Annotated in this window: 20 protein-coding genes; 5 read left to right on the top strand and 15 right to left on the bottom strand. The window is 66.8% G+C overall.

What is annotated here, in order from left to right:
* The first annotated feature begins 18 nt into the window (after positions 1–18).
* Positions 19–699: a lipocalin family protein gene (locus FB547_RS07415; protein ID WP_145740930.1), complete on the top strand. Its 681-nt coding sequence runs from the start codon at positions 19–21 to the stop codon at positions 697–699.
* Here the strand turns inward: FB547_RS07415 and FB547_RS07410 are convergent.
* The 4 genes from FB547_RS07410 to FB547_RS07395 are packed head-to-tail and all read right to left on the bottom strand — an operon-like array spanning position 686 to position 5,687.
* Positions 686–1,318: an HAD family hydrolase gene (locus FB547_RS07410; protein ID WP_145740928.1), complete on the bottom strand. Its 633-nt coding sequence runs from the start codon at positions 1,316–1,318 to the stop codon at positions 686–688. The two genes, FB547_RS07415 and FB547_RS07410, sit on opposite strands and share 14 nt — an antisense overlap.
* 12 nt (positions 1,319–1,330) lie before the next feature.
* On the bottom strand, positions 1,331–2,380 hold the full coding sequence (locus FB547_RS07405; RefSeq protein WP_145740927.1) for an ABC transporter ATP-binding protein: 1,050 nt from the start codon (positions 2,378–2,380) through the stop codon (positions 1,331–1,333).
* A 19-nt stretch (positions 2,381–2,399) separates the two neighbouring features.
* The gene (locus tag FB547_RS07400; RefSeq protein WP_145740925.1) at positions 2,400–4,673 is read right to left on the bottom strand and encodes an ABC transporter permease; all 2,274 of its coding nucleotides are present in this window, start codon (positions 4,671–4,673) and stop codon (positions 2,400–2,402) included.
* A complete protein-coding gene (locus FB547_RS07395) occupies positions 4,674–5,687 on the bottom strand; it encodes an ABC transporter substrate-binding protein (RefSeq protein WP_145740923.1) in 1,014 nt (337 codons plus the stop codon). It lies immediately after the preceding gene.
* 144 nt (positions 5,688–5,831) lie between these two features.
* On the opposite strand from FB547_RS07395, the gene zwf reads away from it, so the two are divergent.
* A complete protein-coding gene (gene zwf / locus FB547_RS07390) occupies positions 5,832–7,301 on the top strand; it encodes a glucose-6-phosphate dehydrogenase (protein ID WP_145740921.1) in 1,470 nt (489 codons plus the stop codon).
* 10 nt (positions 7,302–7,311) lie between these two features.
* On the opposite strand, the gene ygiD is transcribed toward zwf, so the two are convergent.
* The 8 genes from ygiD to FB547_RS07350 all read right to left on the bottom strand — a co-directional run bounded on the left by ygiD (position 7,312) and on the right by FB547_RS07350 (position 16,701).
* Positions 7,312–8,244, bottom strand: coding sequence for a 4,5-DOPA dioxygenase extradiol (gene ygiD / locus FB547_RS07385; protein WP_145740920.1), 933 nt, complete (start codon positions 8,242–8,244; stop codon positions 7,312–7,314).
* Positions 8,245–8,305: 61 nt separating this feature from the next.
* Complete coding sequence (locus FB547_RS07380; RefSeq protein WP_145740918.1) at positions 8,306–9,304, bottom strand: ABC transporter ATP-binding protein; 999 nt, start codon at positions 9,302–9,304, stop codon at positions 8,306–8,308.
* Positions 9,301–10,371 (bottom strand): ABC transporter ATP-binding protein, encoded by a 1,071-nt coding sequence (locus FB547_RS07375; protein WP_145740916.1) that lies wholly within the window; start codon positions 10,369–10,371, stop codon positions 9,301–9,303. Before FB547_RS07375 ends, FB547_RS07380 begins: the two co-directional genes overlap by 4 nt.
* Before the next feature lie 24 nt (positions 10,372–10,395).
* Positions 10,396–11,307, bottom strand: a complete 912-nt coding sequence (locus FB547_RS07370) for an ABC transporter permease (RefSeq protein WP_145740914.1) — start codon at positions 11,305–11,307, stop codon at positions 10,396–10,398.
* A 72-nt stretch (positions 11,308–11,379) separates the two neighbouring features.
* The gene (locus tag FB547_RS07365; protein WP_145740912.1) at positions 11,380–12,966 is read right to left on the bottom strand and encodes an ABC transporter substrate-binding protein; all 1,587 of its coding nucleotides are present in this window, start codon (positions 12,964–12,966) and stop codon (positions 11,380–11,382) included.
* Positions 12,967–12,999: 33 nt separating this feature from the next.
* Positions 13,000–14,274, bottom strand: a complete 1,275-nt coding sequence (locus FB547_RS07360) for a M20 aminoacylase family protein (protein ID WP_145740911.1) — start codon at positions 14,272–14,274, stop codon at positions 13,000–13,002.
* A gap of 1 nt (position 14,275) precedes the next feature.
* Positions 14,276–15,256 carry an ABC transporter permease gene (locus FB547_RS07355; protein WP_145740909.1) on the bottom strand — a complete coding sequence of 327 codons (981 nt, stop codon included), beginning with the start codon at positions 15,254–15,256 and terminating at the stop codon, positions 14,276–14,278.
* 200 nt (positions 15,257–15,456) lie between these two features.
* Complete coding sequence (locus FB547_RS07350) at positions 15,457–16,701, bottom strand: porin (RefSeq protein ID WP_145740908.1); 1,245 nt, start codon at positions 16,699–16,701, stop codon at positions 15,457–15,459.
* A gap of 282 nt (positions 16,702–16,983) precedes the next feature.
* Between FB547_RS07350 and coq7 the strand changes: the two genes are divergently transcribed.
* Complete coding sequence (gene coq7 / locus FB547_RS07345) at positions 16,984–17,613, top strand: 2-polyprenyl-3-methyl-6-methoxy-1,4-benzoquinone monooxygenase (protein ID WP_145740906.1); 630 nt, start codon at positions 16,984–16,986, stop codon at positions 17,611–17,613.
* A 12-nt stretch (positions 17,614–17,625) separates the two neighbouring features.
* Here coq7 and FB547_RS07340 read toward each other — a convergent pair whose 3' ends face one another.
* A complete protein-coding gene (locus FB547_RS07340) occupies positions 17,626–18,075 on the bottom strand; it encodes an OsmC family protein (RefSeq protein ID WP_012746235.1) in 450 nt (149 codons plus the stop codon).
* A 262-nt stretch (positions 18,076–18,337) separates the two neighbouring features.
* Between FB547_RS07340 and FB547_RS07335 the strand changes: the two genes are divergently transcribed.
* Positions 18,338–19,525: a porin gene (locus FB547_RS07335; protein WP_145740903.1), complete on the top strand. Its 1,188-nt coding sequence runs from the start codon at positions 18,338–18,340 to the stop codon at positions 19,523–19,525.
* Between the two features lie 91 nt (positions 19,526–19,616).
* Here the strand turns inward: FB547_RS07335 and FB547_RS07330 are convergent, their stop codons facing one another.
* Complete coding sequence (locus tag FB547_RS07330) at positions 19,617–20,747, bottom strand: hypothetical protein (RefSeq protein ID WP_145740901.1); 1,131 nt, start codon at positions 20,745–20,747, stop codon at positions 19,617–19,619.
* 49 nt (positions 20,748–20,796) lie between these two features.
* On the opposite strand from FB547_RS07330, the gene ilvA reads away from it, so the two are divergent.
* Positions 20,797–22,410 (top strand): threonine ammonia-lyase, biosynthetic, encoded by a 1,614-nt coding sequence (ilvA, locus tag FB547_RS07325; protein ID WP_145741990.1) that lies wholly within the window; start codon positions 20,797–20,799, stop codon positions 22,408–22,410.
* 15 nt (positions 22,411–22,425) lie between these two features.
* Here ilvA and FB547_RS07320 read toward each other — a convergent pair whose 3' ends face one another.
* The gene (locus tag FB547_RS07320) at positions 22,426–23,049 is read right to left on the bottom strand and encodes a type II secretion system protein N (RefSeq protein WP_145740899.1); all 624 of its coding nucleotides are present in this window, start codon (positions 23,047–23,049) and stop codon (positions 22,426–22,428) included.
* Positions 23,050–23,059: the final 10 nt, after the last annotated feature.

Genomic DNA, 23,059 nt, shown 5'->3' with positions numbered 1-23,059 from the left:
CACAGGAGTGCCACGCCCATGCCCCTTCGCCATCGCTCCGCCGCGGCTGCCGCCGCCAGCCGCGCTCCTTCCTTCGATGACCGCCGCACCAGCCACGCCATCGGCACCCTGGCCACGGCCTTCGTGGTGGGCGGCGTCGCCACCTGGATCGCCATGGGTGCGGGGCGCACCGGGCGAGCCCAGCTGCCCGGGCCGCCCGATGGTGCGCCGCTCATGCGTGCGCCGCTGCAGGTGGTGGCGCCGGTCGATCTGCAGCGCTATGCGGGCATCTGGCACGAGCAGGCCCGCCTGCCCAACCGCTTCCAGAAGCAGTGCGCCGGTCCCGTGAGCGCCGAGTACACGCTCCAGGTCGATGGCACCATGCAGGTGCTCAACCGCTGCGTGCGGCCCGATGGCAATTTCGACGAAGCGGTGGGAACGGCCCGTGTGGTGCCGGTGGCCGGCCAGCCCGGCGCGGGCCGGCTCGAAGTGCGCTTTGCACCGTCGTGGCTCAGCTGGCTGCCGATGGTGTGGGGCGACTACTGGATCCTGAAGCTCGACCGCGACTACCAGGTGGCGCTGGTCGGCACGCCCGACCGCGAATACCTCTGGGTGCTTTCGCGCGCGCCGCGCCTCGAGGACGACGCGCTGCAGGCCGAGCTGGACTACGCCGCCAGCCTGGGCTTCGACACCTCCAAGGTGGTGCTCACCGGCCGGTAGCCGGCAGGTAGCGCGCCAGCTGCGCCGCCAGAGCTGGCGGGTAGGTGCAATGGATGGCCTGCCAGCCGAAGGCACGCGCGGCCTCCACATTGGCGGCCGAGTCGTCGATGAACACCGTCTGCGCGGGATCGAGCGCATGGCGCACCGCCAGCAGTTCGTAGATTTCGCGATCCGGCTTGATGAATTTCACGTCACCCGAGAACACGCCGCCGTCGAAGCGCCGCATGAAGCCGTGCCGGCGCTCGACCGCGCGTGCGTAGGGCGCCGGCATGTTCGAGAGGTAGTACAGGCGCAGCGCCTCGCCGGCCTCGCGCCGGACGAACAGGTCCTCCAGCAGTTCCACGGTGACGGCAATGGGCTCGAGGCGCTCCCCGAGCGTGCCGAGCATGGCGTCCAGCCGCTCCGCCGGCAGCGACAGCCGCCGGGCCAGGCGCGCGATGGCCTCGTCCAGCGAGCGCATGCCGCAGTCGAAGCTCATCCAGTCGTCATGGTGGAAAAGCGCTCGGCCCAGCGCCGCTGCGGCAGCCTCGGTGGGGGCATGCTCGGGAAGATGGGTCTGCACCAGCCGGGTGGGCTCCCATGCCAGCAGCACGGCGCCAAGATCGAAAACCACGTTCATGGCGCCATTGTTTCACGCGGCGGGCACCACGCTCACACCATGCGCCGCCAGCGACAGCGTGGCCTCGGCGCCCGCGGCCAGGGGCGTCGACAGATCGGTCGACACCACGAAGACCGGCCCCAGCGGCGTGTCGAAGCCGTATTCGTAGAAGCTCCCGAGGTAGGCCGCCTTGCGCAACGTGGCCGGCAGGCCCTCGCGGGTGCCGTCCAACCCGATTTGCCAGGCCTCGGGCCGCACCGCCACCTTCACCGCGCCGGGCGCCACCGCATGGCGCGGCTGCAGCCGCAGCGGACCGAGCGCGACGCTGCCGTCGGCTTGCGCCACCGCCGGAAACACCATCGCCTCGCCCATGAAACCGGCCACGAATTCGCTCTCGGGCCGGGCGTAGAGCTGCTCGGGCGTGCCACGCTGGGCGATCACGCCGTGGTCCATCACGATGATCTGGTCGCTCACGGCCAGGGCCTCGCTCTGGTCGTGCGTGACGTAGGCCACCGTGAGCTTCAGGCGCTGCTGCAGCGCGCGGATCTCCTCGCGCATTTCGCGCCGCAGCCGGGCGTCGAGGTTGGACAGCGGCTCGTCGAACAGCAGCACCGCGGGCTCCAGCACCAGTGCGCGCGCCAGCGCCACGCGCTGCTGCTGGCCGCCCGAGAGTTCGCTGGGCAGCCGCTCGTCGAAGCCGACCAGCCCCACGCCCTTGAGCGCGCCGCGTGCCCGCGAGGTGGCCTCGTCCTTCTTCACGCCGCTCATGCGCAGGCCGTAGCCCACGTTCTCGATCACGTTCATGTGCGGGAACAGCGCGTAGCTCTGGAACATCATGCTCACGTTGCGCTCGGCCGGGCCCAGCGTGGTCACGTCGCGGCCGCCCATGAAGATCGAGCCCGAGGTGGCCGATTCGAGCCCCGCGATCATGCGCAGCGTGGTCGTCTTGCCGCAGCCCGAGGGCCCGAGGATGGTGGTGAGCGTGCCCGCAGGCACCTCGAAGCTGATGCCCTTGACCGCCAGCGGCCCGTTCCTGTCGGTGCCGTAGCGCTTGGTGACGTTGCGCAATTCGATGCCGTTCATTCAATGATCTCCGCGCGGCTCATGCCGCCAGGCTTTCCATCTTGTGATGCCCCTGGTGCGGCGGCGTGGCCCCGCGCCGCCCCAGCCTGCGCTCCCCCACCACGAACTGCACCAGCGCAATCGCGACAGACATCAGGATCATCAGCACCGTGCAGTAGGCCAGCGCGATGCCGTAGTCGCCATTGCCCACGCGGCCGATGATGTAGGTGGTGGCCAGTTCGTTCTCGGCCGTGACCAGGAAGATCACCGCGCTCACCGTGGTCATGGCGCGCACGAAGCTGTAGACCAGCGCGGCCACCAGCGCAGGTTTGAGCAGCGGCAGCACCACCCTGAAGAGCGTCTGGGCCGTGGAGGCGCGCAGCATCAGCGAGGCTTCGTCCAGCGACCGGTCCAGCTGCTTGAAGGCCGCCGTGCCGGCCCGCACGCCCACCGGCAGGTTCCGGAACATGAAGCACAACACGATGATGAGCCCGGTGCCCGTGAGCTCGAAGGGCGGCACGTTGAAGGCCAGGATGTAGCTCACGCCCAGCACCGTGCCCGGGATGGCAAAGGCCAGCAGCGCGCCGAACTCGAAGACGCCCTGCCCCTTGAACTCGTTGCGCGCCAGCAACCACGCAATCAGCAGGCCCAGCGCGGCCGTGATGGGCGCCGAGATGCCCGCGAGCTTGAGCGTGGTGAGCAGCGAGTTCCACGCGGTGCCGGCCCACACCAGGCCGAACTGGCCCCATTCGAGCGCGAACGCGTTCTTGAAATGGTCGAGCGTGAAGCTGTAGTCGCGCCCCCAGGTCTGCACGAAGCCGCCCGCAAAGGCGAACAGGTAGACCACCGCGGTGAACGCGATCCAGGGCAGCGCGATGCACTGGATGGTGCGCCGCACGCCGTCGGGCAGCGCCATCGCGATGCCCGCGTCGCCCTTGCCGCTCACGGTGGTGTAGTTCTGCCGGCCGAGCACGCCGCGCTGCAGCGCGAACACGCCAAGCGCAAAGATCGTCAGCACCCACGCCAGCGAAGCCGCGCGGCCCTGGTCGTACTGCGCGCCGACGATCGCAAAGAAGATGTCGGTCGACAGCACCGAGAACTGGCCGCCCACCACCACCGGATTGCCGAAGTCCGCAATGCTTTCGATGAAGCCCACCAGGAAGGCATTGGCCAGCCCGGGCTTCAAAAGCGGCAGCGTGATGGTGAAGAAGGTGCGGCGGCGGTCGGCACGCAGCATCTGCGCCGCCTCTTCCAGGCTGGGCGCAATGCCCTGCACCACCCCGCGCATGATCATGAAGGCAATGGGCGTGAAGGCGAACAGCTGCGCCACCAGCACGCCCGGCATGCCGTAGAACCAGCGCGTCGGCTCGACGCCGAACACGCTCTCGAGCAACTGGTTGACGATGCCCGCGCGGCCGAACAGCAGGATGAGCCCGAGCCCCACCACGAAGGGCGGCGTGATGATCGGCAGCAGCGCGAGCACGCGCAGCGCGCCCTGGCCGCGCTTGCTGCCGCGTTCGGCCATCAGCGCCATCAAGGTGCCGAGGAAGGTGGTGCCAGCCGCCGTCAGCAGCGCCAGCACGAGCGTGTTCCAGGCCACGCCGCAGCGCACGCCGCCGGCCAGGCAGCCCACGCCCCAGATGCGTTCGGCGAACACGCGCGCGGCAAAGGCCGCGATCGACCAGCGGCCGTCCTCGTCGAGGAAGGCACCCGCGAGCGCCTTGCTCACCGGGTAGGCGATGAACAGCGCCATCAGCACGCCGCAGCCGATGACCGCGGCCGCCACGAACAGGTCGCCCTTGAAAAGCCCGAGCCGCGCAATGCCGAAGGCGGCCAGCATCGTGAGCGCCGTGAGCGCCACGAAGCCGCCCGCGCCAATGCCGAACTGGTTGATTGCGAGTTCGCCGAACAGCGCGTTGAGCGCTTCGAAGCTCCAGCCGCGCGCGCCGATGGCGAACCCGGCAATGGCCAGGCCGAAGGCACCGATGGCGCCACCCGCCAGCAGCCAGCGCCCCTGCGCGCGGCCGGCCCGCAGCCAGGCGCCGATGGCGCACATCGCCAGGCCGGCAAGCCCGATGAAGAGCCAGCCGCGCCCCTGCGTGGCCGCCTGCATCAGGCCGTTGGCACCCTCGGCCCGGCCGAAGACCTGCGGAACGGCTTCGTACCAGGTGGCGTCCTGGATCGCGTACCAGGGCAGCAGCAGGTAGGCCGCAAGGCCCAGCGCCACCCAGGCCCGGATCCAGCGCTGCGCCCGCCGGGCGGCGGCCACCGACGCCGGATTGGCCGGCGCGCCGCCGATGGAAAAGGCTTGCACTTAGCGCGGCAGCGAATTGACGTCTTTTTCCCAGCGCGCGATCAAGCGGCGGCGCTCGGCGCTGGCGCCGTACTTGGCGTAGTCGTAGTTGATGAACCTGATCTTCTTGAAGTCGGGAATGCGCGGATCGAGCTTGGCATTCGCGTTGCTCGGCAGCTGGAACTGCTTGTTGGCGGCGCCGAGCTCCTGCGCGGCCGGCGTCAGCGCCCATTCGTAGAACTTCTTTGCGGCCTCGAGGTTGCGCGCACCCTTGATGATGCTCATGGAGCCGATCTCGGCGCCGGTGCCGTCGGCCGGCGTGATGGTCTCGACCGGAAAGCCCTGCATTTTCTCGCCCGGGCCGTCGTGCACGAAGCTGATCGACACGGCCGTTTCGCCGCGCGCCACCGCCTTGATGGGACCGGTGCCCGAGCGCGTGTACTGGCCGACATTCTTGTGCAGCGCCTTCAGGTAGTCGAAGGCCTTGTCCTCGCCCATCAGCTGCACCAGCGTGGCGATCATGGTGTAGGCCGTGCCGCTCGATGCGGGGTTGGCCACCTGGATGTCGCCCTTGTATTCGGGCTTGAGCAGGTCGGCCCAGGTCTTGGGCACCGGCAGCTTCTTCTTGGCGAGCAGCTCGGGGTTGTAGCCGAAGCCCAGCGGGCCGGAGTAGATGCCCACGGTCCTGTAGCCCGACTGCTTCGCCTGCTGCTGGGCCCAGGGGTGCAGCTGCGCCAGCGTGGGCGACTTGTACTCGAGCGTCAGGCCCTGCTCGGCCGCCTGCAGGTGCGGGTCCCCGGTGCCGCCGAACCAGATGTCGGTCTTGGGGTTGTCCTTCTCGGCGATGAGCTGGGCCAGCGCCTCGCCCGAGCCCTTGAGCGACATGTTGATGCGGGTACCCGTGGTGCGCGCATACACGGTGGCGATCACGTTGCACCATTCGGCCTGGACCGAGCAGATCACGTTGACCGTTCCCTGGGCCGACGCGGCAGCCGACAAACCCACCAAGGCCGCTGCAGTAAAAAGCTTCTTCATGTGAAAACCCCGCCTCCAAAACAAAAATAGGCCTCCCGGCCGGGGTTGAGCGTAGCTTTCGTACAGGTTTCATGAATTGGTACAAGTACCATTCGGTTGAAACAGAGAGCCCACTCGGCACCAAGACAAAAGGAATTTCGACTCATGAGCTTCGATCTCGTTCTGTTCGGCGGCACTGGCGATCTCGCATGGCGCAAGCTCATGCCCGCGCTGTTCCAGGCCTTCAGGCACGGCAGCCTTCCGAAAGACGGACGCATCGTCGGCGTGGCCCGCGACGACCTCTCGGACGACCAGTACCGCGAACTGATCCAGTCGCGCTTCAATGCCGTCGAAGGCGCCAAGCGCCCTTCGGCCGAGGAGTTCGAGAAGTTCGCCTCGCTGCTGTACTACCTGCGCATGGACCTGTCCAAGCCGGCCGACTACGCCCGGCTTTCCGAACTGCTCAAGCAGCGCAATGCCGACACGGTGGTGATGTACGTGGCCACGGCGCCCGCGCTCTTCACCCAGGTGGTCGAGCAAATTGCCGCGGCCGGCCTCAACGGAGCGTCGACGCGGGTGGTGCTCGAGAAGCCGCTGGGCCACGACCTGGCCTCCAACCGCGCGATCAATGCCGCGGTGTGCAAGGTGCTCGACGAGAAGCAGGTCTTCCGCATCGACCACTACCTGGGCAAGCCCTCGGTGCAGAACCTGTTCGCCATGCGCTTCGGCAATGCGCTGTTCGAGCCCATCTGGCGCCGCGAGCACATCGCCAACATCCAGATCACCATCGCCGAAGACCTGGGCGTCGAAAAGCGCGGCGCCTTCTACGACCAGACCGGCGCACTGCGCGACATGGTGCAGAACCATGCGCTGCAGCTGGTCTGCGCCATCGGCATGGAGCCGCCGATCAACTCGCATGCCGACGCCATCCGCGACGAGAAGCTCAAGGTGCTGCGAGCACTCAAGCCCTGGACGCCCGAGACGCTGGGGCTGCATGCGATTCGCGGCCAGTACACGGCCGGCACGGCCTACGGCGAACGCGTGCCGGGCTACAGGGACGAGCCGGGCGTCGACCCCGAGAGCCGCACCGAGACCTTCGTGGCGCTGCGCACCGAGATCGCCAACTGGCGCTGGGCCGGCGTGCCGCTGTACATCCGCACCGGCAAGCGGCTGGCCTCGCGCGACGCGCGCATCGAGGTCAACTTCAGGCCCACGCCGCATGCGATCTACCGCGCACCCGCCGGTGCGGTCAACAAGCTGGTGATCAACCTCCAGCCGCGGGACGGCCTGGAGCTGCACATGCTCGCGCAGGCGCAGGACAACCGCCGCAGCAGCAACGGCCACCACAGCGCCTCACAGCTCGCGCCCGTGCAGCTGGACCTCGACTTCGACAAGCGCTTTGGCGCCGAGCGCGTGGGTGCCTACGAGCGGCTGCTGCTCGACGTGATCGACGGCCGCCTGAACCTGTTCGTGCGCAGCGACGAGCAGGAAGAGGCATGGCGCTGGGTCGAGCCGCTGATCGACAGCTGGGCATCGGACGGCGGGCCGCGCCCCTACGCCGCCGGCACCTGGGGCCCGAGCGCCTCGAGCGCGATGATTGCGCGCGACGGCTTTTCGTGGAGCGAGGAACAGTAGGTCCGCGCGCTCAGCCGAACTGCACGCAGCGCATGCTCAGCGTGCCCGACTGGAAGCCCTCGTGGACCGTTTTCGCACGCTCGCTCGTCCCCGCGGCGCCGAGCGCGTAGAGAAACGGAAAGTAGTGGTCCGGCGTGGCGACCGCGGTGGCGGCACCCGCCAGCTTTTCATAGCCGACCAGCGCGCGGTCGTCCCGCCCCGCGAGCGCGGCCTTCACCGCGTCGTCGAACGATTGCGCCCAGGGCCGGCTGGCTGTGAGCCCATCGGCCGTGCCGCGGTCGGTGACCCGCAGGTTGTGCACCACGTTGCCACTTCCCATCACGAGCACGCCCTGGTCTCGCAGCGCCGCCAGGTCGCGGCCCACCGCGTAGTGGAAGGCGGCCGGCTGGTCGTAGTCGATGCTGAGCTGGAACACCGGAATGTCGGCCTTCGGATAGAGGTGCTTCAGCACCGTCCAGGTCCCGTGGTCCAGGCCCCACTGCTGGGTGCCCACCACCGGGGCCTGCTTCACCGCGCCGACGGTTTCGCGCGCGAGCGCGGGATGGCCCGGTGCCGGGTACTCGATGTCGAACAGCGCCTGCGGGAAGCCGCCGAAGTCGTGGATCGTCTTCGGCCGCTCCTGCATTCCGACGCCGGTGGCGCCGCGGCTCAGCCAATGGGCCGAAACGCTCAGGATGGCCGAGGGCCGCGGCAGTTCCCTGCCCCAGGCGGACAGCCGGCGCGTGAAGGCATTGTCGGCCAGCGCGTTCATGGGCGAGCCGTGGCCGATGAAGATGACCGGCATCCGCTGCGACGCGGCCGCGCCCGCCGCGTGCGACAGCGAACAAAGCGAAGCCAGCGTCGAAGTGGCCGCTAGCGCGGACCCCATGAGAAAGCCGCGCCGGCCCAGCGCCGACTGGATCGCCGGGTTGCCGCCGGTGCCTGTGTTCTGCTTCATCGTCATGGCCGCACTCTGCGCCGCTTTGCCGCGCTTGTCGGTGCGTTTACGCACACCTCGGCTCGGGCTAGATCCGGCCTTCCTCCGCCGCGTGGCAAGCCACCTGCACACCCCTGATGGTCAGCAGCTTCGGCCGCTCGGCCGAGCACCGCGCATTCGCATGCGGACAGCGCGGATGAAACGCGCAGCCGGCCGGCGGGTTCAGCGGGTTCGGCACTTCGCCCTGCACCGGCGTGCGCGCGCGGCCGGTGTGCTTCATCTGCGGAATCGCGTCGAGCAGCATGCGCGTGTAGGGATGCTGCGGCTCGGCAAAGAGCTTCTGCTTGTCCGCCACCTCGACCAGCCGGCCCAGGTACATCACGCCGACCTGGTCGGCCACGTGCCGCACCACCGCGAGGTTGTGCGAGATGAAGAGATAGGTCAGGCCCTGCTGGCGCTGCAGGTCCTTCATGATGTTGAGCACCTGCGCCTGCACGCTCACGTCGAGCGCCGAGGTGGGCTCGTCGCACACCAGGAACTCGGGCTCGGTGGCGAGTGCGCGCGCAATCGAAATGCGCTGGCGCTGGCCGCCCGAAAACTGGTGCGGGTACTTGCTCATGTCCAGCGGCGAGAGGCCGACCGACTTGAGAAGCTCGCCCACGCGCTCGCGCAGCTCGGCCTTGCCGCTGAGGATGCCGTGCTCGCGCAGCGGCTCGCCGACGATGTCTTCCACGATCCAGCGCGGGTTCAGGCTCGCGTACGGGTCCTGGAAGATCATCTGGATGCGGCGGCGCAGCTTGCGGCCTTCGGGGGTCTTGAACGCGGCGTGCGCGTCCTGCCCGTCGAACTGCAGGCCGCCGCGCGTGGGTGCGTAAAGGCCGACCAGCAGCCGCGCCACGGTGCTCTTGCCGCAGCCCGACTCGCCCACCAGCGCCAGCGTCTTGCCGCGCTCGATCGAAAAGCTCACGCCGTCCACCGCATGCAGCAGCACGCGCGGCTTGCGTTCGAGCACGCGGTTGAGCCACGGCGGCGAGACGTCGAAGGTGCGCGCGAGGTCGTGCGCCACCACGAGCGGTGCGGCGCTCATCGGCTCACCTCCGCAAGCGGCGCGGCCGCATCGGGCACGGCGCGCTCGCCGGCCAGCTGCGCATCGTGGTGCCGGGCGGCCAGCTCGGCCTGGCCCTTGTGCGGATCGGTGGCATCGTGCAGCCAGCATGCGGCACGCGTGGCGCCGGCATGCATGAGCTCGGGCCGCTCGGTCAGGCAGCGCGCAAAGGTGCGCGGGCAACGCGGGTTGTACGCGCAGCCCTGCGGGATGGCATTGAGCCGCGGCATGGCGCCGTCGATCTGGTTGAGCCGTTCGCGGTCGCTCGTCATGTCGGGAATCGAGGCCATCAGGCCCGAGGTGTAGGGATGCGCCGGCTGGTGGATCACTTCGTGCACCGGCCCGATCTCGGCGATGCGGCCCGCGTACATCACGGCCACGCGGTCGCAGGTTTCGGCGATCACGCCCATGTCGTGTGTGATCAGCATCACGGCGGCGCCGCGGTCCTTGCAGATGCGCTTGAGCAGCTGGATGATCTGCGCCTGGATCGACACGTCGAGTGCGGTGGTCGGCTCGTCGGCCACGATGAGCTTGGGCTCGGCCGCCAGCGCCAGGGCAATCACCACGCGCTGGCGCATGCCGCCCGAGAACTGGTGCGGGAAGTGGTCGATGCGCTGCTCGGCGGCCGGAATGCCGGTGTCCTGCAGCAGGCCGATGGCGCGGCGCCGCGCTTCGGCCTCGGTCACCGGCAGATGGGCGCGAATGGTTTCCACCAGCTGCCGGCCCACGGTGTAGAGCGGGTTCAGCGAAGTCAGCGGATCCTGGAAGATCGCGCCGATCTTGCGGCCGCGGATGGGCCGCATCGCATCGAAGCCGAGGTTGTCGATGCGCTGGCCTTCGAGCAGGATCTCCCCGCTGGCCACGCGGCCCGGGGGCTCGAGCAGCCCGATGATGGCCGCGCCCGTGAGCGACTTGCCGGCGCCCGACTCGCCCACCACGCCCAGGATTTCCCCGGGCGCGATGTCGAATGAAATTCCGTCGAGCGCGCGCAGCGTGCCGCGGCGGTGCGGGAACTCGACCACAAGGTTCTTGACCTGGAGCAGCGTCATGGCGGCGTTGTCCTTTTTTCCATCTCAGCGCAGGCGCGGGTTCAGCGCATCGCGCAGCCAGTCGCCCAGCAGGTTCACGCTGAGCGCGATCAGCACCAGCATCAGGCCCGGGAACACGGTGATCCACCACTCGCCCGAGAACAGGTACTGGTTGCCGATGCTGATCAGCGTACCCAGCGAAGGCGAGGTCGGCGGCACGCCGACGCCGAGGAACGACAGGGTCGCCTCGGTGATGATGGCGGTGGCCACCTGGATGGTGGCCAGCACCATCACCGGGCCCATCACGTTGGGCAGCACGTGGCGCAGCATGATGCGCAGCGGCGCCACGCCGGTCACGCGCGCCGCCTGCACGTATTCCTTGTTGCGCTCCACCAGCGTGGAGCCGCGCACCGTGCGCGCGTACTGCACCCAGCCGGTCAGCGAGATGGAGATGATGAGCACACCGAAGGCCAGCGACTCATGCGCATTGGGAAACAGCGCGCGGCCGACGCCGGCAATCAGCAGCGCCACCAGGATGGGCGGGAACGACAGCATCACGTCGCACAGGCGCATGAGGAACGAATCGAGCCAGCCGCCGAGGAAGCCGGCCAGCAGGCCGAGCACCACGCCCACCGTGATCGACAGCGCCACCGACACGATGCCGACGATCAGCGAGATGCGCGCGCCGTAGATCACGGCCGAGAGAATGTCGCGGCCCTGGTCGTCGGTGCCCAGCAGGTACTTGGAAGAACCCTCGGCGCTCCAGGCGGGCGGCAGGCGGGCATCGCCAAGTTCGAGCGTCGCCAGGTCGAAGGGATTGTGCGGCGACACCCATCCGGCGAAGACCGCGCAGAACAGGCAGGCCAGCGCGATGAGCGCCGCCGCCATGGCCACGGGCGAAGTGCGGAAGCTGTAGCCGACATCGCTGTCGAGCCAGCGGGCAAGTGTTTTTTTCATCGTGGGGCGAAAAAGGATGGGCCCGCAAGAAGCGGGCCCATGATCAGGCCGCCCGATGAGCGGCCTGCGGGATCACGGCTTGATGCTCATCCACTTGAAGGGCATGTAGTTGTCGGCCATCTGCGTCAGCGCCACCTTCTTGCTCACGCCCCAGGCCAGCGTCTGCTGGTGCAGCGGCAGGTGGCCGACGTCCGCGGTGTGCAGGTCGAAGGCTTCCTTGATCATCGCGTCGCGCTTGGGCTTGTCGGTCTCCGACTGGATCTTCTTGGTCAGCTCGTCGACCTTGGGATTGCAGTAGGCGCCCAGGTTGAACTGGCCGGCGCCGGTCTTGTCGTCGGGGCAGGCCATCAGCGCCGTGAGCGCGTTGTGCGAGTCGTAGGTGGTTGGGGTCCAGCCCAGCATGTAGAAGCTGGTGTCGCGGCGCAGCACCTTCGGGAAGTAGGTGCCCTTGGTCTCGGCCGCGAGGTTGATCTTGACGCCGATCTTCGCGAGGTTGGAGGCCACGCTCTGGCAGATCTGGCCGTCGTTCACGTAGCGGTCGTTCGGGCAGTTCATCGTCACCTCGAAACCGTTCGGGTAGCCGGCTTCGGTCAGCAGCTTCTTGGCGGCCTCGACGTCGTAGGGCAGGCGCTTGTCCTGCGCTTCGTTCCAGCCGTTGATGCCGGGGCCGACCATCAGCGCAGTGGGGCGCGAGGCCCCGCGCATCACCGTGCGCTGGATGCCGGCGATGTCGATGGCCTGGTAGAAGGCCTGGCGCACGCGCTTGTCCTTGAACGGGTTCTTGCCCTTGACGCTGGAGTACAGCAGCTCGTCGCGCTTCTGGTCCATGCCCAGGAAGATGGTGCGCAGCTCGGGGCCGGAGATGACGCGTGCCGTCGGGCTGGCGTTGACGCGCGCGATGTCCTGCACGGGCACCGGCTCCATGACGTCGACTTCGCCCGAGATCAGCGCGGCGACGCGCGTGGCCGGGTTGGCGATCGGCGTGAAGATGATCTCCTGCGCGTTGCCTTCGATCTTGCCCCAGTAGGTGGGGTTGCGCACGAACACCGTGCGCACGTTCGGCTGGCGCTCGCGCACGCGGAACGGGCCGGTGCCGTTGGCCTTGAACGAGGCGGTGTTCTCGATGCCCTTGCGGCGGTCGACGGGCGTGACGGCTTTGTTCTCTTCGCACCACTTCTTGCTCATGATCATGAGCTGCGTGATGACGTCGGGAAGAATGGGGAACGGCCCCTTGGTCTCGATCTCGATGGTGTGCGAGTCGACCTTGCGCACTTCCTTGATGTCGGTGGTGTTGGACTTCATGTCCGAGCCGTCGCCCGAGGCGCGCGCGAAGCTGAAGAGCACGTCGTCGGCCGTGAAGGGCGTGCCGTCGTGGAACTGGACGTTCTTGCGCAGTTCGAAGCGCCACACGGTGGGCGAGGTCTGTTTCCAGCTGGTGGCCAGCAGCGGCGCGACGCTCAGGTCCTTGTTGCGGCCGACCAGCGTTTCATAGACGTTGGCGGTGGTGCTCAGCTGCAGCGACTCGTTGAGCGAGTGCGGGTCGAGCGACAGCGCGTCCCCCTGGTTCGCCACGCGAATGGTCTGCGCGCCGGCCATCAGGCTGGCGGTGCCCAGCATGCACAAAACTGCGACCGCAGCCGCCTTCTTCTGAAAACTCATGGAAACACTCCTCGGGTTGGAATCTGAAGTACATCAAGACGCCGCGGTAGCGGCGTCTTTCACGGGCTGCTGGCTGCGGGTGGCAGCCAGCGGCATGCCCTGCTCGATCAGCCCCGCATGCAATGCGGCACCGAGCGGCAGGATCTCGTCGTTGAAGTCGTAGCGGCTGTTGTGCAGGAAGGCGCCGCACTTGGCGTCCTGGCCGATGCGCAGGTAGGCCCCGGCCTTTTTCTGCAGCATGAAGGAGAAGTCCTCGGCGCCCATGCTGGGCTCCATGCTGCGCTCGACGTTGGAAGCGCCCACCAGCGACTCGGCCACGTCGGCCGCGAACATCGCCTCCGGTGCGGTGTTGATGGTGGCGGGGTAGATGCGCTCGTACCTGATGGTGGCCGTGGCGCCGAAGCCCGCAGCCACCGCGGTGCAGAGTTCGGTCAGGCGCTGCTCGACCTGCGCCTGCACGCGCGCGCTGAAGGTGCGCACGGTGCCCACCAGCGTGGCCTCGCCCGGAATCACGCTCATCGCGCCCAGGTCGCCCGCCTGCACCGCGCAGATGCTGACCACTGCCGCATCGATCGGCCGCACGCTGCGCGACACGATGGTCTGCGCGGCCGTGATGATGTGCGCGGCGACCACCACGGGGTCGATGGTCTGGTAGGCATGGGCACCGTGGCCGCCCTTGCCCTTGATCTCGATCGTGATGCGGTCGGCCGCCGCCATCATGGCGCCGCGGTTGATGCCCACGGTGCCCGCGGGCATGGCGGGCCAGTTGTGCATTGCATAGACCGCGTCGACCGGAAAGCGGTCGAACAGGCCGTCCTCGATCATCACGCGCGCGCCGGCAAAGCCTTCTTCGCCAGGCTGGAAGATCAGCACCGCGGTGCCGTCGAAACTGCGGGTCTCGGCCAGGTAGCGCGCCGCGCCGACCAGCATGGCCGTGTGCCCGTCGTGCCCGCAGCCGTGCATCAGGCCGTCGTTGGCGGAGCGCCAGCCGAAGTCGTTGTCTTCGCGCATGGGCAGTGCATCCATGTCGGCGCGCAGGCCGATCATCCGCCCGCTCGCCGTGGACCGGCCGCGGATGACGCCCACCACGCCGGTCTTGCCGATGCCCTCGTGGATCTCGTCCACGCCGCAGGCACGCAGCGCCTCGCGCACGCGGCCGGCCGTGTAGACCTCTTCGAAGCCGAGTTCGGGGTGGGCGTGCAGGTCGCGGCGAAAGGCCGTGATCTCCGGATAGAAGCTCGCGATGTGCGCAAACGCCCTGCCCGAGGCCTGCAGTCGCGGTGCTGCAGCTGCTGCGACAACCGTCATTTCAATGTCCTCCCGCCTTGCCCACGCGCAGCCGCGGATCGACCACGAAATAGAGCAGGTCGACCACGAGATTGATCACCACGAAGATCAAGGCAATGAGGCACAGGTAGGCCGCCATCACCGGAACGTCGGCAAAGGTCACGGCCTGGATGAACAGCAGCCCCATGCCGGGCCACTGGAACACCGACTCGGTAATGATGGCAAAGGCAATGAGGCCGCCCAGCTGCAGGCCCGTGATCGTCATCACCGGCACCAGCGTGTTCTTGAGCGCATGGCCGAAATGAATGGCGCGGTTCGTCAGGCCGCGCGCGCGCGCAAACTTGATGTAGTCGGTGCGCAGGACCTCGAGCATTTCGGCGCGCACCAGCCGCATGATCAGGGTCAGCTGAAAGATCGCGAGCGTGACCGCCGGCAGGATGATGTGATGCCATCCGTCGGCCCGGAACAGGCCGCTGCTCCACCAGCCGAACTGCACGGTCTCCCCGCGCCCGAAGCTCGGGAACCAGCCCAGAATCACCGCAAACACCAGGATCAGCAGGATCCCGATCAGGAAGGTGGGCAGGGACACGCCGAGCAGCGACACGGTCATGAACACCTGGCTCAGGAAGGTGCCGCGGCGCAGCGCGGTGTACACGCCCATCGGAATGCCGATGAACAGAGCCAGCACGGCCGCAACCAGCGCGAGTTCGAGCGTGGCCGGAAAGCGCTCGCCGATGAGGCGCGAGACTTTCGCGCCCTGGCGCAGGCTCAGGCCGAACTCGCCCTGGGCCGCATTGACGAGAAAGTGCCAGAACTGCACGAAGAAGGGCTGGTCGAGCCCCAATGCGGCGCGCAGCTCGCGGATCTGCTCGGGCTTGGCGTCCTGGCCCAGCAGAAACACGACGGGGTCGCCCACATATTGAAAGAGGAGAAAGGCGATGAACGCGACCGCGATCATGACGATCACGGCCTGGATCAGGCGGCGCAGGACGAAGGCAATCATTCAGCAAGCAGAGTGAACAGGCATGCTAGCAGTGCAAGCTGCGTGCCCGCACGGTGGTTCCCCGGGGGTGCACGCAGATGGTGCGCTTCGCTTGAGCTCATGCACAACCAACCAGCGAAGCACAAATAAAAAAGCCACCCGACTTTCGTCGAGTGGCTTTTGAGTCTTTCGATTCAAAGCTGGCGAAAGCCAGCCTCAAATTAGAAAGCGTGACGGATACCGAAGTCGTAGCCGGTCGAGGTCTTCGGGGTGAAGACGCCGTTGCTGATGAAGGCCGGGCCGCCAACGGTCAGGGCTGCACCGTTCTTGTTGCTCACGCGAGCGATCGTTGCGTACAGGGCCGTGCGCTTCGACAGGTTGTGCACGTAGCCCAGAGCCAGCTTGTTGGCCTTCGGATCTTCGACGGCAGGAGCGAACAACACCACAGGTGCGTTGTTGTCGTACTTGACGTGCGAGTAAGAAGCGCGGATCAGGCCAGCACCGACCGGCACGGTCACGCCGAGCAGGTAGCCGGTGAGGTCCACGTCAGGACGGCCGCCGAGGAAGGGCTCGATTTCGTAGTCGACCTTGTTCTTGGCCTTCGACACTTCACCGAAGAGCTTCACGGGACCGAAGTCATACGAAGCGCCGAGGTTCAGCGTGTTGACCTTGGTGGTCGTGCCAACGTAGTACTGATCGCCAACCGTGCTGCTGCCGTAAGCGATTGCAACGTCCAGAGGACCGTTGGCGTAGCCGAAGCGGCCACCGACATAACGGCCGGCGCGCGAGTTGTTCGCGACGTTAGGCGTGGCGAGGCCCGGATCGTACTTGGTCTTCTCGCTGAAGGCGTACTGGATCTGGCCGTAGAAACCACCCAGGTTCGGCGGCAGGAAGTAGCCGATCGAGTTGCTGGCGCGCACGTAGTTGCTGTTGCCGACGTTGGTGAACGGAGCCGTCGAAGCTGCCGGGGTCAGGAAGCTGCCGAAGCTGTCGTTCGCCGTGTTGATCAGGTTGCTGCCAACGCCGTTGGTGCCGAACGGATCGAACACGGTGTCGTTCCAGAAGGTCGGGGTGTAGTCACGGCCGAGGCGGACTTCACCGAAACCACCCGACAGGCTCACGGTCGAGCGACGTGCGAAGGTGGCGATACCTTGCTGGCCGTCGTCGTTGGAGATCGGGGCTTCGAGCCAGAAGCTGGCGGCCAGGCCACCACCGAGGTCTTCCGTACCACGGAAGCCGATACGGCTGGAGTTGTAGCCCGAGTTAGCCAGTACACGACGGCTGACCTTGACGCTGCCTTGGTTCAGGTAGAACGGGTTCAGGAACGTGGCACCGTTCAGGTCACGCGAGGTGCTCGAATAGCCGCTGATCGACGCGTCGACCACGCCGAACAGCGTGACGGACGACTGAGCCGAGGCAACACCGGCAACAGCCAGGGCAGCCAGAGCAACTAGAGATTTTTTCATTGCAAGTTTCTCCAAGGTTAAACATAGGGCTCCGGTGCGAAGGGCTCACCGTGACTGGCACTTTTGTGCTCCCACCGGACCCCGGGCCAACCTCCTTTTGGGAAGTTGATGCTATTGCACCAGAGCCGCTGCGGCAGGGCAAAACAAATCGCCCGAAATCTCCAGCGGCCCCTGCGTTTCGTTGCAGTCCTGCAACAAAGGACTTTGGCGCGCTCACAAACCACCATATGAAATGAAGCAACTGTTTCGCGCTGCTCTTTCCGCATACGTTCAAATACGGGCATGACTTCCACGCTCGACCCCGTCCTGGCTGCGGCTGATGCGGCATTGCGCACTCTTTTTGCCCGGCCCCATGCAACGCGGGCCACGCCTGCGCCCATCCAGGCGCCCGGCGAGATGACTGATTCGGAACGGCGCGAGGCCGGAGCATTGATGCGGGTGAACCACGTGGGCGAGGTGTGCGCCCAGGCGCTCTACACTGCCCAGGCCGCGGTGGCGCGCGATCCTGTCCTCCGGGCCCGCTTGCTCGAAGCCTCGCACGAAGAAACCGATCACCTGGCCTGGACGCGCCAGCGGCTGGACGAACTCGGCGCCCGGCCTTCCATGCTGAACCCGCTCTGGTATGCCGGAGCTTTCGGCCTGGGCCTGATGGCCGGACGCCTGGGGGACCCGCTGAGCCTCGGGTTCGTCGCGGAGACCGAACGCCAGGTGGAAGCCCACCTGGAGAGTCATCTCGGCCGCCTGCCGGCCGCCGACAGTGCCTCCCGGGCGGTGGTCGAGCAGATGAAGATCGACGAGGCGCGGCACGCCGCGCAGGCCGTCGATGCCGGCGCGGCGGAGCTGCCGGCGCCGGCCAAGGCCCTGATGCGGCTCGCCTCCCGCGTGATGACCACGGTGGCGCACCGGATCTGAGGCTTGGCGGACTCAGGTTTCGATCAGGTCGAAGCTGGTGGTGATCTCGGCGGTCTTCGCGAGCATGATGCTGGCCGAGCAGTAGGTTTCGTGGCTCAGGGCAATCGCACGCTCGACGGCGGCGGCAGGAATGCCCTTGCCCGCCACGGTGAAGTGCATGTGGATCTTGGTGAACACCTTGGGATCCTTTTCTGCCCGTTCGCTGGTCAGCTTGACGCTGCAGCGCTCCACGCGGTGGCGGCCCCGCTTCAGTATCAGCACCACGTCATAGGCGGTACAGCCCCCGGTGCCGGCGAGCACGGTTTCCATGGGCCTGGCCGCCAGGTTCTGGCCGCCGTTCTCGGGTTTGGCGGCATCGGGCGCGCCGTCCATCATCAAGACATGGCCGCTGCCGGTCTCGGCCACGAAACCCATGGCCGAGCGGGTTCCGGCATCGCCGGTCCAACTTACTGTGCATTCCATCTGTGTCAGATCCATTCAGGATATTCAGCAAAAAATCACGCCGACATCCATTAGTGTGTGGGGAAATCGTCACTTGCTTGTTGCAACGCAACAAACAACCGATATACTTTATTTCATCGCGTACGAAACCGTGCGCACCGGTTGTCTCCTCCACCCTTCCAATTGGTGGATTTAGCCCCGAGCTGCAAGGCTCGGGGCTTTTTTCTTGGGGTCCGCGGCGCTGCGGGCCCACTCTAGTTTCTGGGCCTGAAGGGCAGTTGCTCTGGCTGTTGCCGGTGTTGCCTCGGCCCAGTCGTCCGTCACGCTGTTCGGCCTGGTCGATGCGTCGATCAGCGGCTATTCGAACAGCTCGCGTGACCTGAACCACGGCGTGACGTACAACGCCCTCGGCTTCCCGGTTGCCTACAACCCGTTCTATGTGAACCAGGGCAGCGTCAGGGTCAGCCGCCGTGAACTGGCCAACTCGGCCTACAACTCCAGCAAACTCGGCTTCCGTGGCACGGAAGACCTCGGCGGCGGCTTGGCAGCCAGCTTCTGGCTCGAAGCTCCGATCAAGAACGACGACGGCTCGGAAGGTGTTGCAACCTTCAACCGTCGTTCGACCGTGAGCCTGTCGGGTGGTTTCGGTGAAGTCCGCCTCGGCCGCGACTACACCCCATCGTTCTGGAACAACACCGTGTTCGATCCGTTCGGCGCCAGCGGCGTTGGCACCAACCTGATCCAGACGGCTACCGGTGCATTCGGCAACCCCACCCGCGCCAGCAACACCGTCGGCTACTTCCTGCCGCCGAACCTCGGCGGTTTTTATGGCCAATTGCAGTACGGCTTCCATGAAAAGGACAAGTACAGCCCTGCCTTGGCCACGCCTCATGCGGTCAACAATTCGCGCACCGGCCGATACGTCGGCGGCCGCTTCGGCTACGCCAACGGCCCCCTGGACGTTGCAGTGGCTTATGGCAGCAACACCGTCGGCGACGACTACTACGCCGGCACGACCACCAAGGTCAATACACTGAACCTCGGCGCTTCGTATGACTTCGGTCCCGTGAAGCTCTTCGGCGAACTGTCTCGGGCCAAGGAAAAGACCGACATCGACGGCGACTTCTTCGTCCAACCGGCGTCCGTGGCATCGAACAAGCTCAACGGCTGGCTGCTGGGCGTGACGGCCCCTGTGGGCGCCGGTCTGATCCGCGCATCGTATTCGGCCGTGACGTACAAGACGGACGACAACAATCCGTTCTTCGACGAACCGGACCGCAAGGCCAACAAGCTGGCGCTCGGCTACGTGCACAACCTGTCGAAGCGCACGGCCCTGTACGCAACGATCGCTCGCGTGAGCAACAAGAACGGTGCAGCCCTGACCGTTGGCGGCCCGAAGTTCATCAGCAACAACGTCTTCACCCCGAAGACCTCGACCGGCTACGACTTCGGCATCCGCCACGCTTTCTGATCGCGGCCTGATTCCAATGCTGGCTTCAGCCAGTTCGAATCGGTCCAGTCCCAAACCGCCCAGCGCAAGCCGGGCGGCTTTTTGGCTTTGCTCAGTTCGCGCGGCCGCGCCTGCTTTGCAGCAAGCCCACATTCATTTCTCCGCTCAGAACCGATGCGTAGAAACGTTCGACCATGTTGACGCTCGTGCGCGCATTGCGCGCCAAGGTCAGCATGTCGATGCCCTGCCCGTACAAAAGCCGCAAGGTGATGGCGGTATGGCGCAAGCAGTAAAGCGTCCTCGACTGACCCTGCGGTCCTTTCTGGAGCGACGTTGCTTCCAAGGCCCAATGGAAAAGAAAGTTGAGCACGGCCAGCGCGTGCTCGCGGTTCTTCAATTGCGGCATGAAGAGGTAGTCATCCGCGCCGCCAAAGCCCTGCTCGCGACGATGCGCAAGCAGGCATTCATAGACCCGCACAGCCGGGCGCAGGCTCACGATGGGCTGGCTGTGCCGCTTGGTTTCGGGCAGGTTCATGCGCAGGTAGACATGCTTGCCGCGCACGATGTCGATGTGCCGGTGCTTCATGAGCTTGATGTCGCTCGGGCGCACGAAGGTGTTGACCATCCAGCGGATCAGCCAAGGCAACTCCTGCGGCATGACGAGCAGCTCGCGCGCGATCCAGAAGCGCTCGCCGGAAGCCAGTTCATCGAGCACCGGATGCGGCTGCCCGCGCAGTCGGCGTGCAGCCGCCACCACGGCCCGGTATTCCGCAACGCTGAAGCTTCCGCGCGGCTGGCTGCGCACCTTGACCTTCGGGAAGGCAGGTACATCGCGAACCACGCCGATGTTCACACCGTGCATCAACACCTTTCGCAGCAACACAAGGTACTGCGCGATCGTCGTGCTGGTGAAGCCCTGCGCGCCAAGGTGATCGATCAGGCGCTGCGCATCGGAAGTAGCGAATGCCTGCGCCGGCACGGCACCCAGCAAAGGAATGACGTGCGCGCGCAATCTGTTGCCCATCACCTGCCAGGTCGGCCGTCCGATTTCGCCGCGCTGCACGCGCGCCGCTTCTGCCTGCATCAACCCTTTGGAAAGGTCGCTGACAAAAAGGGTTAACAGATTTTGCTCATTTGTTAAATGACTGGCGGGTACCTCGCTCGCGGGATAGCTGCGCGCAAAAAAACCCGAATCGTTCGCAGCCGGGGCTCTCTGGATGAGGTTTATGACATTTGTGTCCATGCCATATCCCGTACGCAATCCCGATGCCTCTTATCATTGCCATTTAACAATTGAGCCTCCCTTGGAAAAAACCGTGCGCGACGTACCTGTGCCGGCACTGACGCCCGCCGACTATCTCAGAAAAATTTTGAACGCCCGCGTTTACGACGTGGCGGTCGAATCCGCGCTCGAGAAGGCCAATGCGCTCAGCGAGCGGCTCGGCAACACCGTGCTGCTCAAGCGCGAAGACCAGCAGCCCGTGTTCAGCTTCAAGCTGCGCGGTGCCTACAACAAGATGGCGCACCTCACACCCGAGCAGCTGGCGAGCGGCGTCATCTGCGCATCGGCCGGCAATCACGCGCAGGGCGTGGCGCTGGGCGCACGCAAGCTGGGCACACGCGCGGTGGTGGTCATGCCGGTGACCACGCCCAGGCTCAAGATCGATGCGGTGCGCGGCTTCGGCGGCGAGGTGGTGCTGCATGGCGACAGCTATTCGGATGCCTACCTGCATGCGCTCGAACTGCAGGCGCAACAAGGCCTGACCTTCGTGCACCCCTTCGACGATCCCGACGTGATCGCGGGCCAGGGCACCATCGCCATGGAAATCCTGCGCCAGCACCAGGGACGGCTCGACGCGGTGTTCGTGGCCATCGGCGGCGGCGGGCTCATCTCGGGCGTGGCCAACTACATCAAGGCGGTGCGCCCGGAGATCAAGGTGATCGGCGTGCAGATGAACGACTCCGACGCGATGATGCAGTCGGTGGCGGCGCGCCAGCGCGTGAGCCTGCCCGACGTCGGGCTGTTTTCGGACGGCACGGCGGTCAAGCTGGTGGGCGAGGAGACCTTTCGCATCGCCAGCAACCTGGTCGACGAATACATCGCGGTCGACACCGACGCCGTCTGCGCGGCCATCAAGGACGTGTTCGTCGACACCCGCAGCATCGTGGAACCGGCGGGTGCGCTCGCAGTGGCGGCCATCAAGCAGTACGTGGCCGGGCATGGCCGCCATGGCGAGACCTACGCGGCCATCCTGTGCGGCGCCAACATGAACTTCGACCGGCTGCGCTTCGTGGCCGAGCGCGCGGAGGTCGGCGAAGAACGCGAGGCGCTGTTCGCGGTGACCATTCCCGAAGAGCGCGGCAGCTTCCGCCGCTTCTGCGAGCTGGTGGGCGAGATGCCGGCCAGCGAGTCGCAGGAAACGGGCTCGACCGGCGGTGCGCTGCGCAATGTGACGGAGTTCAACTACCGCATCAGCGACGCGGCCAAGGCGCATGTGTTCGTGGGCCTCACCACCTCGGCACGCGGCGAATCGACGACCATCGCGCAGACCTTCATTGCCCATGGCTTCGACGCGCTCGACCTCACGCACGACGAGCTCGCCAAGGAGCATCTGCGGCACCTGGTGGGCGGGCGCACGGGCCTTGCACACGACGAACGGCTGCTGCGCTTCGTGTTTCCGGAACGCCCCGGGGCGCTGCTCAAGTTCCTGAGCCTGATGCGGCCGAACTGGAACATCAGCCTCTTCCACTACCGCAACCAGGGCGCCGACTACGGCCGCATCCTGGTGGGCCTGCAGGTGCCCGCCGGCGACGCCGCGGCCTTCGACGACTTCCTTGAAACGCTGGGCTATCCCTACGTCGAGGAAACGGCGAATCCGGCGTACAGGCTGTTCCTGCAGGCCTGAGCGGCCGCCTGGTCCTTACTGCGCAGACTGTGCCGGTGGCTGCTGCTCAGACCCCGGCTGCGGCGATGGCGGCGCCTGTAGCGGTGCGGCCCCGCCGGCAGGCGGTGCCACCACCGGAGGCACCGTGGCCGGGAAAAGTCCGCTGGGCCTGGCCGTCGGCGTTGGCGCGGCCGGGCTGCTGACGCTGATCGGCGCGCGCACGGGCAACTGCAGCGTGAAGGCCGCCGGTCCCTGCGCGCTGGTGCCGAGCGTCGCCGCGCGCACCCCGACCGACTGCAGCACGTAGTTGTCGCCGACGCGCGAGCCGACGCGGAACGGACGCGGCGGCTTGCCGTCGATGGAAATCAGCGCAGCGCCCTGGTTGAACGGATCCGCGACCACGCCCGACAGCGCAAAGCGGCTGGCCGCCTCGGGTGCGGCGGGCGCTGCTTCGGTGCCCGAAACCACGCCGAGCAGCCGCGCAACCGCATCCGCGTCGGCCGAGACCGCCGCCCGGGGCATGGTGGCCGCCGCGGCCACGGGCTCGGGCGGCGCCGCGAGCCGCAGCCCCCAGAACACCGCCGCACCGGCGGCCAGCGCCCACAGGCCCGTGGTTACAACGGGGGCGTGCCAGCGCGCGGCGGAATAGGGACTTGTCATGGGCGCGGAT

The organism is Variovorax beijingensis (assembly GCF_007828835.1).
GTDB lineage: Bacteria > Pseudomonadota > Gammaproteobacteria > Burkholderiales > Burkholderiaceae_C > Variovorax > Variovorax beijingensis_A.
Note: the sequence above shows the minus strand (reverse complement) of the source record. Positions and strands in the feature narration are given on the sequence as shown.

What these genes read in the sequence shown, in the direction of transcription:
- FB547_RS07415 (WP_145740930.1), top strand. Translation starts at nt 19, where the DNA reads ATGCCCCTTCGCCATCGCTCCGCCGCGGCTGCCGCCGCCAGCCGCGCT.
- FB547_RS07410 (WP_145740928.1), bottom strand. Translation starts at nt 1,318, where the DNA reads ATGAACGTGGTTTTCGATCTTGGCGCCGTGCTGCTGGCATGGGAGCCC.
- FB547_RS07405 (WP_145740927.1), bottom strand. Translation starts at nt 2,380, where the DNA reads ATGAACGGCATCGAATTGCGCAACGTCACCAAGCGCTACGGCACCGAC.
- FB547_RS07395 (WP_145740923.1), bottom strand. Translation starts at nt 5,687, where the DNA reads ATGAAGAAGCTTTTTACTGCAGCGGCCTTGGTGGGTTTGTCGGCTGCC.
- zwf (WP_145740921.1), top strand. Translation starts at nt 5,832, where the DNA reads ATGAGCTTCGATCTCGTTCTGTTCGGCGGCACTGGCGATCTCGCATGG.
- ygiD (WP_145740920.1), bottom strand. Translation starts at nt 8,244, where the DNA reads ATGACGATGAAGCAGAACACAGGCACCGGCGGCAACCCGGCGATCCAG.
- FB547_RS07380 (WP_145740918.1), bottom strand. Translation starts at nt 9,304, where the DNA reads ATGAGCGCCGCACCGCTCGTGGTGGCGCACGACCTCGCGCGCACCTTC.
- FB547_RS07375 (WP_145740916.1), bottom strand. Translation starts at nt 10,371, where the DNA reads ATGACGCTGCTCCAGGTCAAGAACCTTGTGGTCGAGTTCCCGCACCGC.
- FB547_RS07370 (WP_145740914.1), bottom strand. Translation starts at nt 11,307, where the DNA reads ATGAAAAAAACACTTGCCCGCTGGCTCGACAGCGATGTCGGCTACAGC.
- FB547_RS07365 (WP_145740912.1), bottom strand. Translation starts at nt 12,966, where the DNA reads ATGAGTTTTCAGAAGAAGGCGGCTGCGGTCGCAGTTTTGTGCATGCTG.
- FB547_RS07360 (WP_145740911.1), bottom strand. Translation starts at nt 14,274, where the DNA reads ATGACGGTTGTCGCAGCAGCTGCAGCACCGCGACTGCAGGCCTCGGGC.
- FB547_RS07355 (WP_145740909.1), bottom strand. Translation starts at nt 15,256, where the DNA reads ATGATTGCCTTCGTCCTGCGCCGCCTGATCCAGGCCGTGATCGTCATG.
- FB547_RS07350 (WP_145740908.1), bottom strand. Translation starts at nt 16,701, where the DNA reads ATGAAAAAATCTCTAGTTGCTCTGGCTGCCCTGGCTGTTGCCGGTGTT.
- coq7 (WP_145740906.1), top strand. Translation starts at nt 16,984, where the DNA reads ATGACTTCCACGCTCGACCCCGTCCTGGCTGCGGCTGATGCGGCATTG.
- FB547_RS07340 (WP_012746235.1), bottom strand. Translation starts at nt 18,075, where the DNA reads ATGGAATGCACAGTAAGTTGGACCGGCGATGCCGGAACCCGCTCGGCC.
- FB547_RS07330 (WP_145740901.1), bottom strand. Translation starts at nt 20,747, where the DNA reads ATGGACACAAATGTCATAAACCTCATCCAGAGAGCCCCGGCTGCGAAC.
- FB547_RS07320 (WP_145740899.1), bottom strand. Translation starts at nt 23,049, where the DNA reads ATGACAAGTCCCTATTCCGCCGCGCGCTGGCACGCCCCCGTTGTAACC.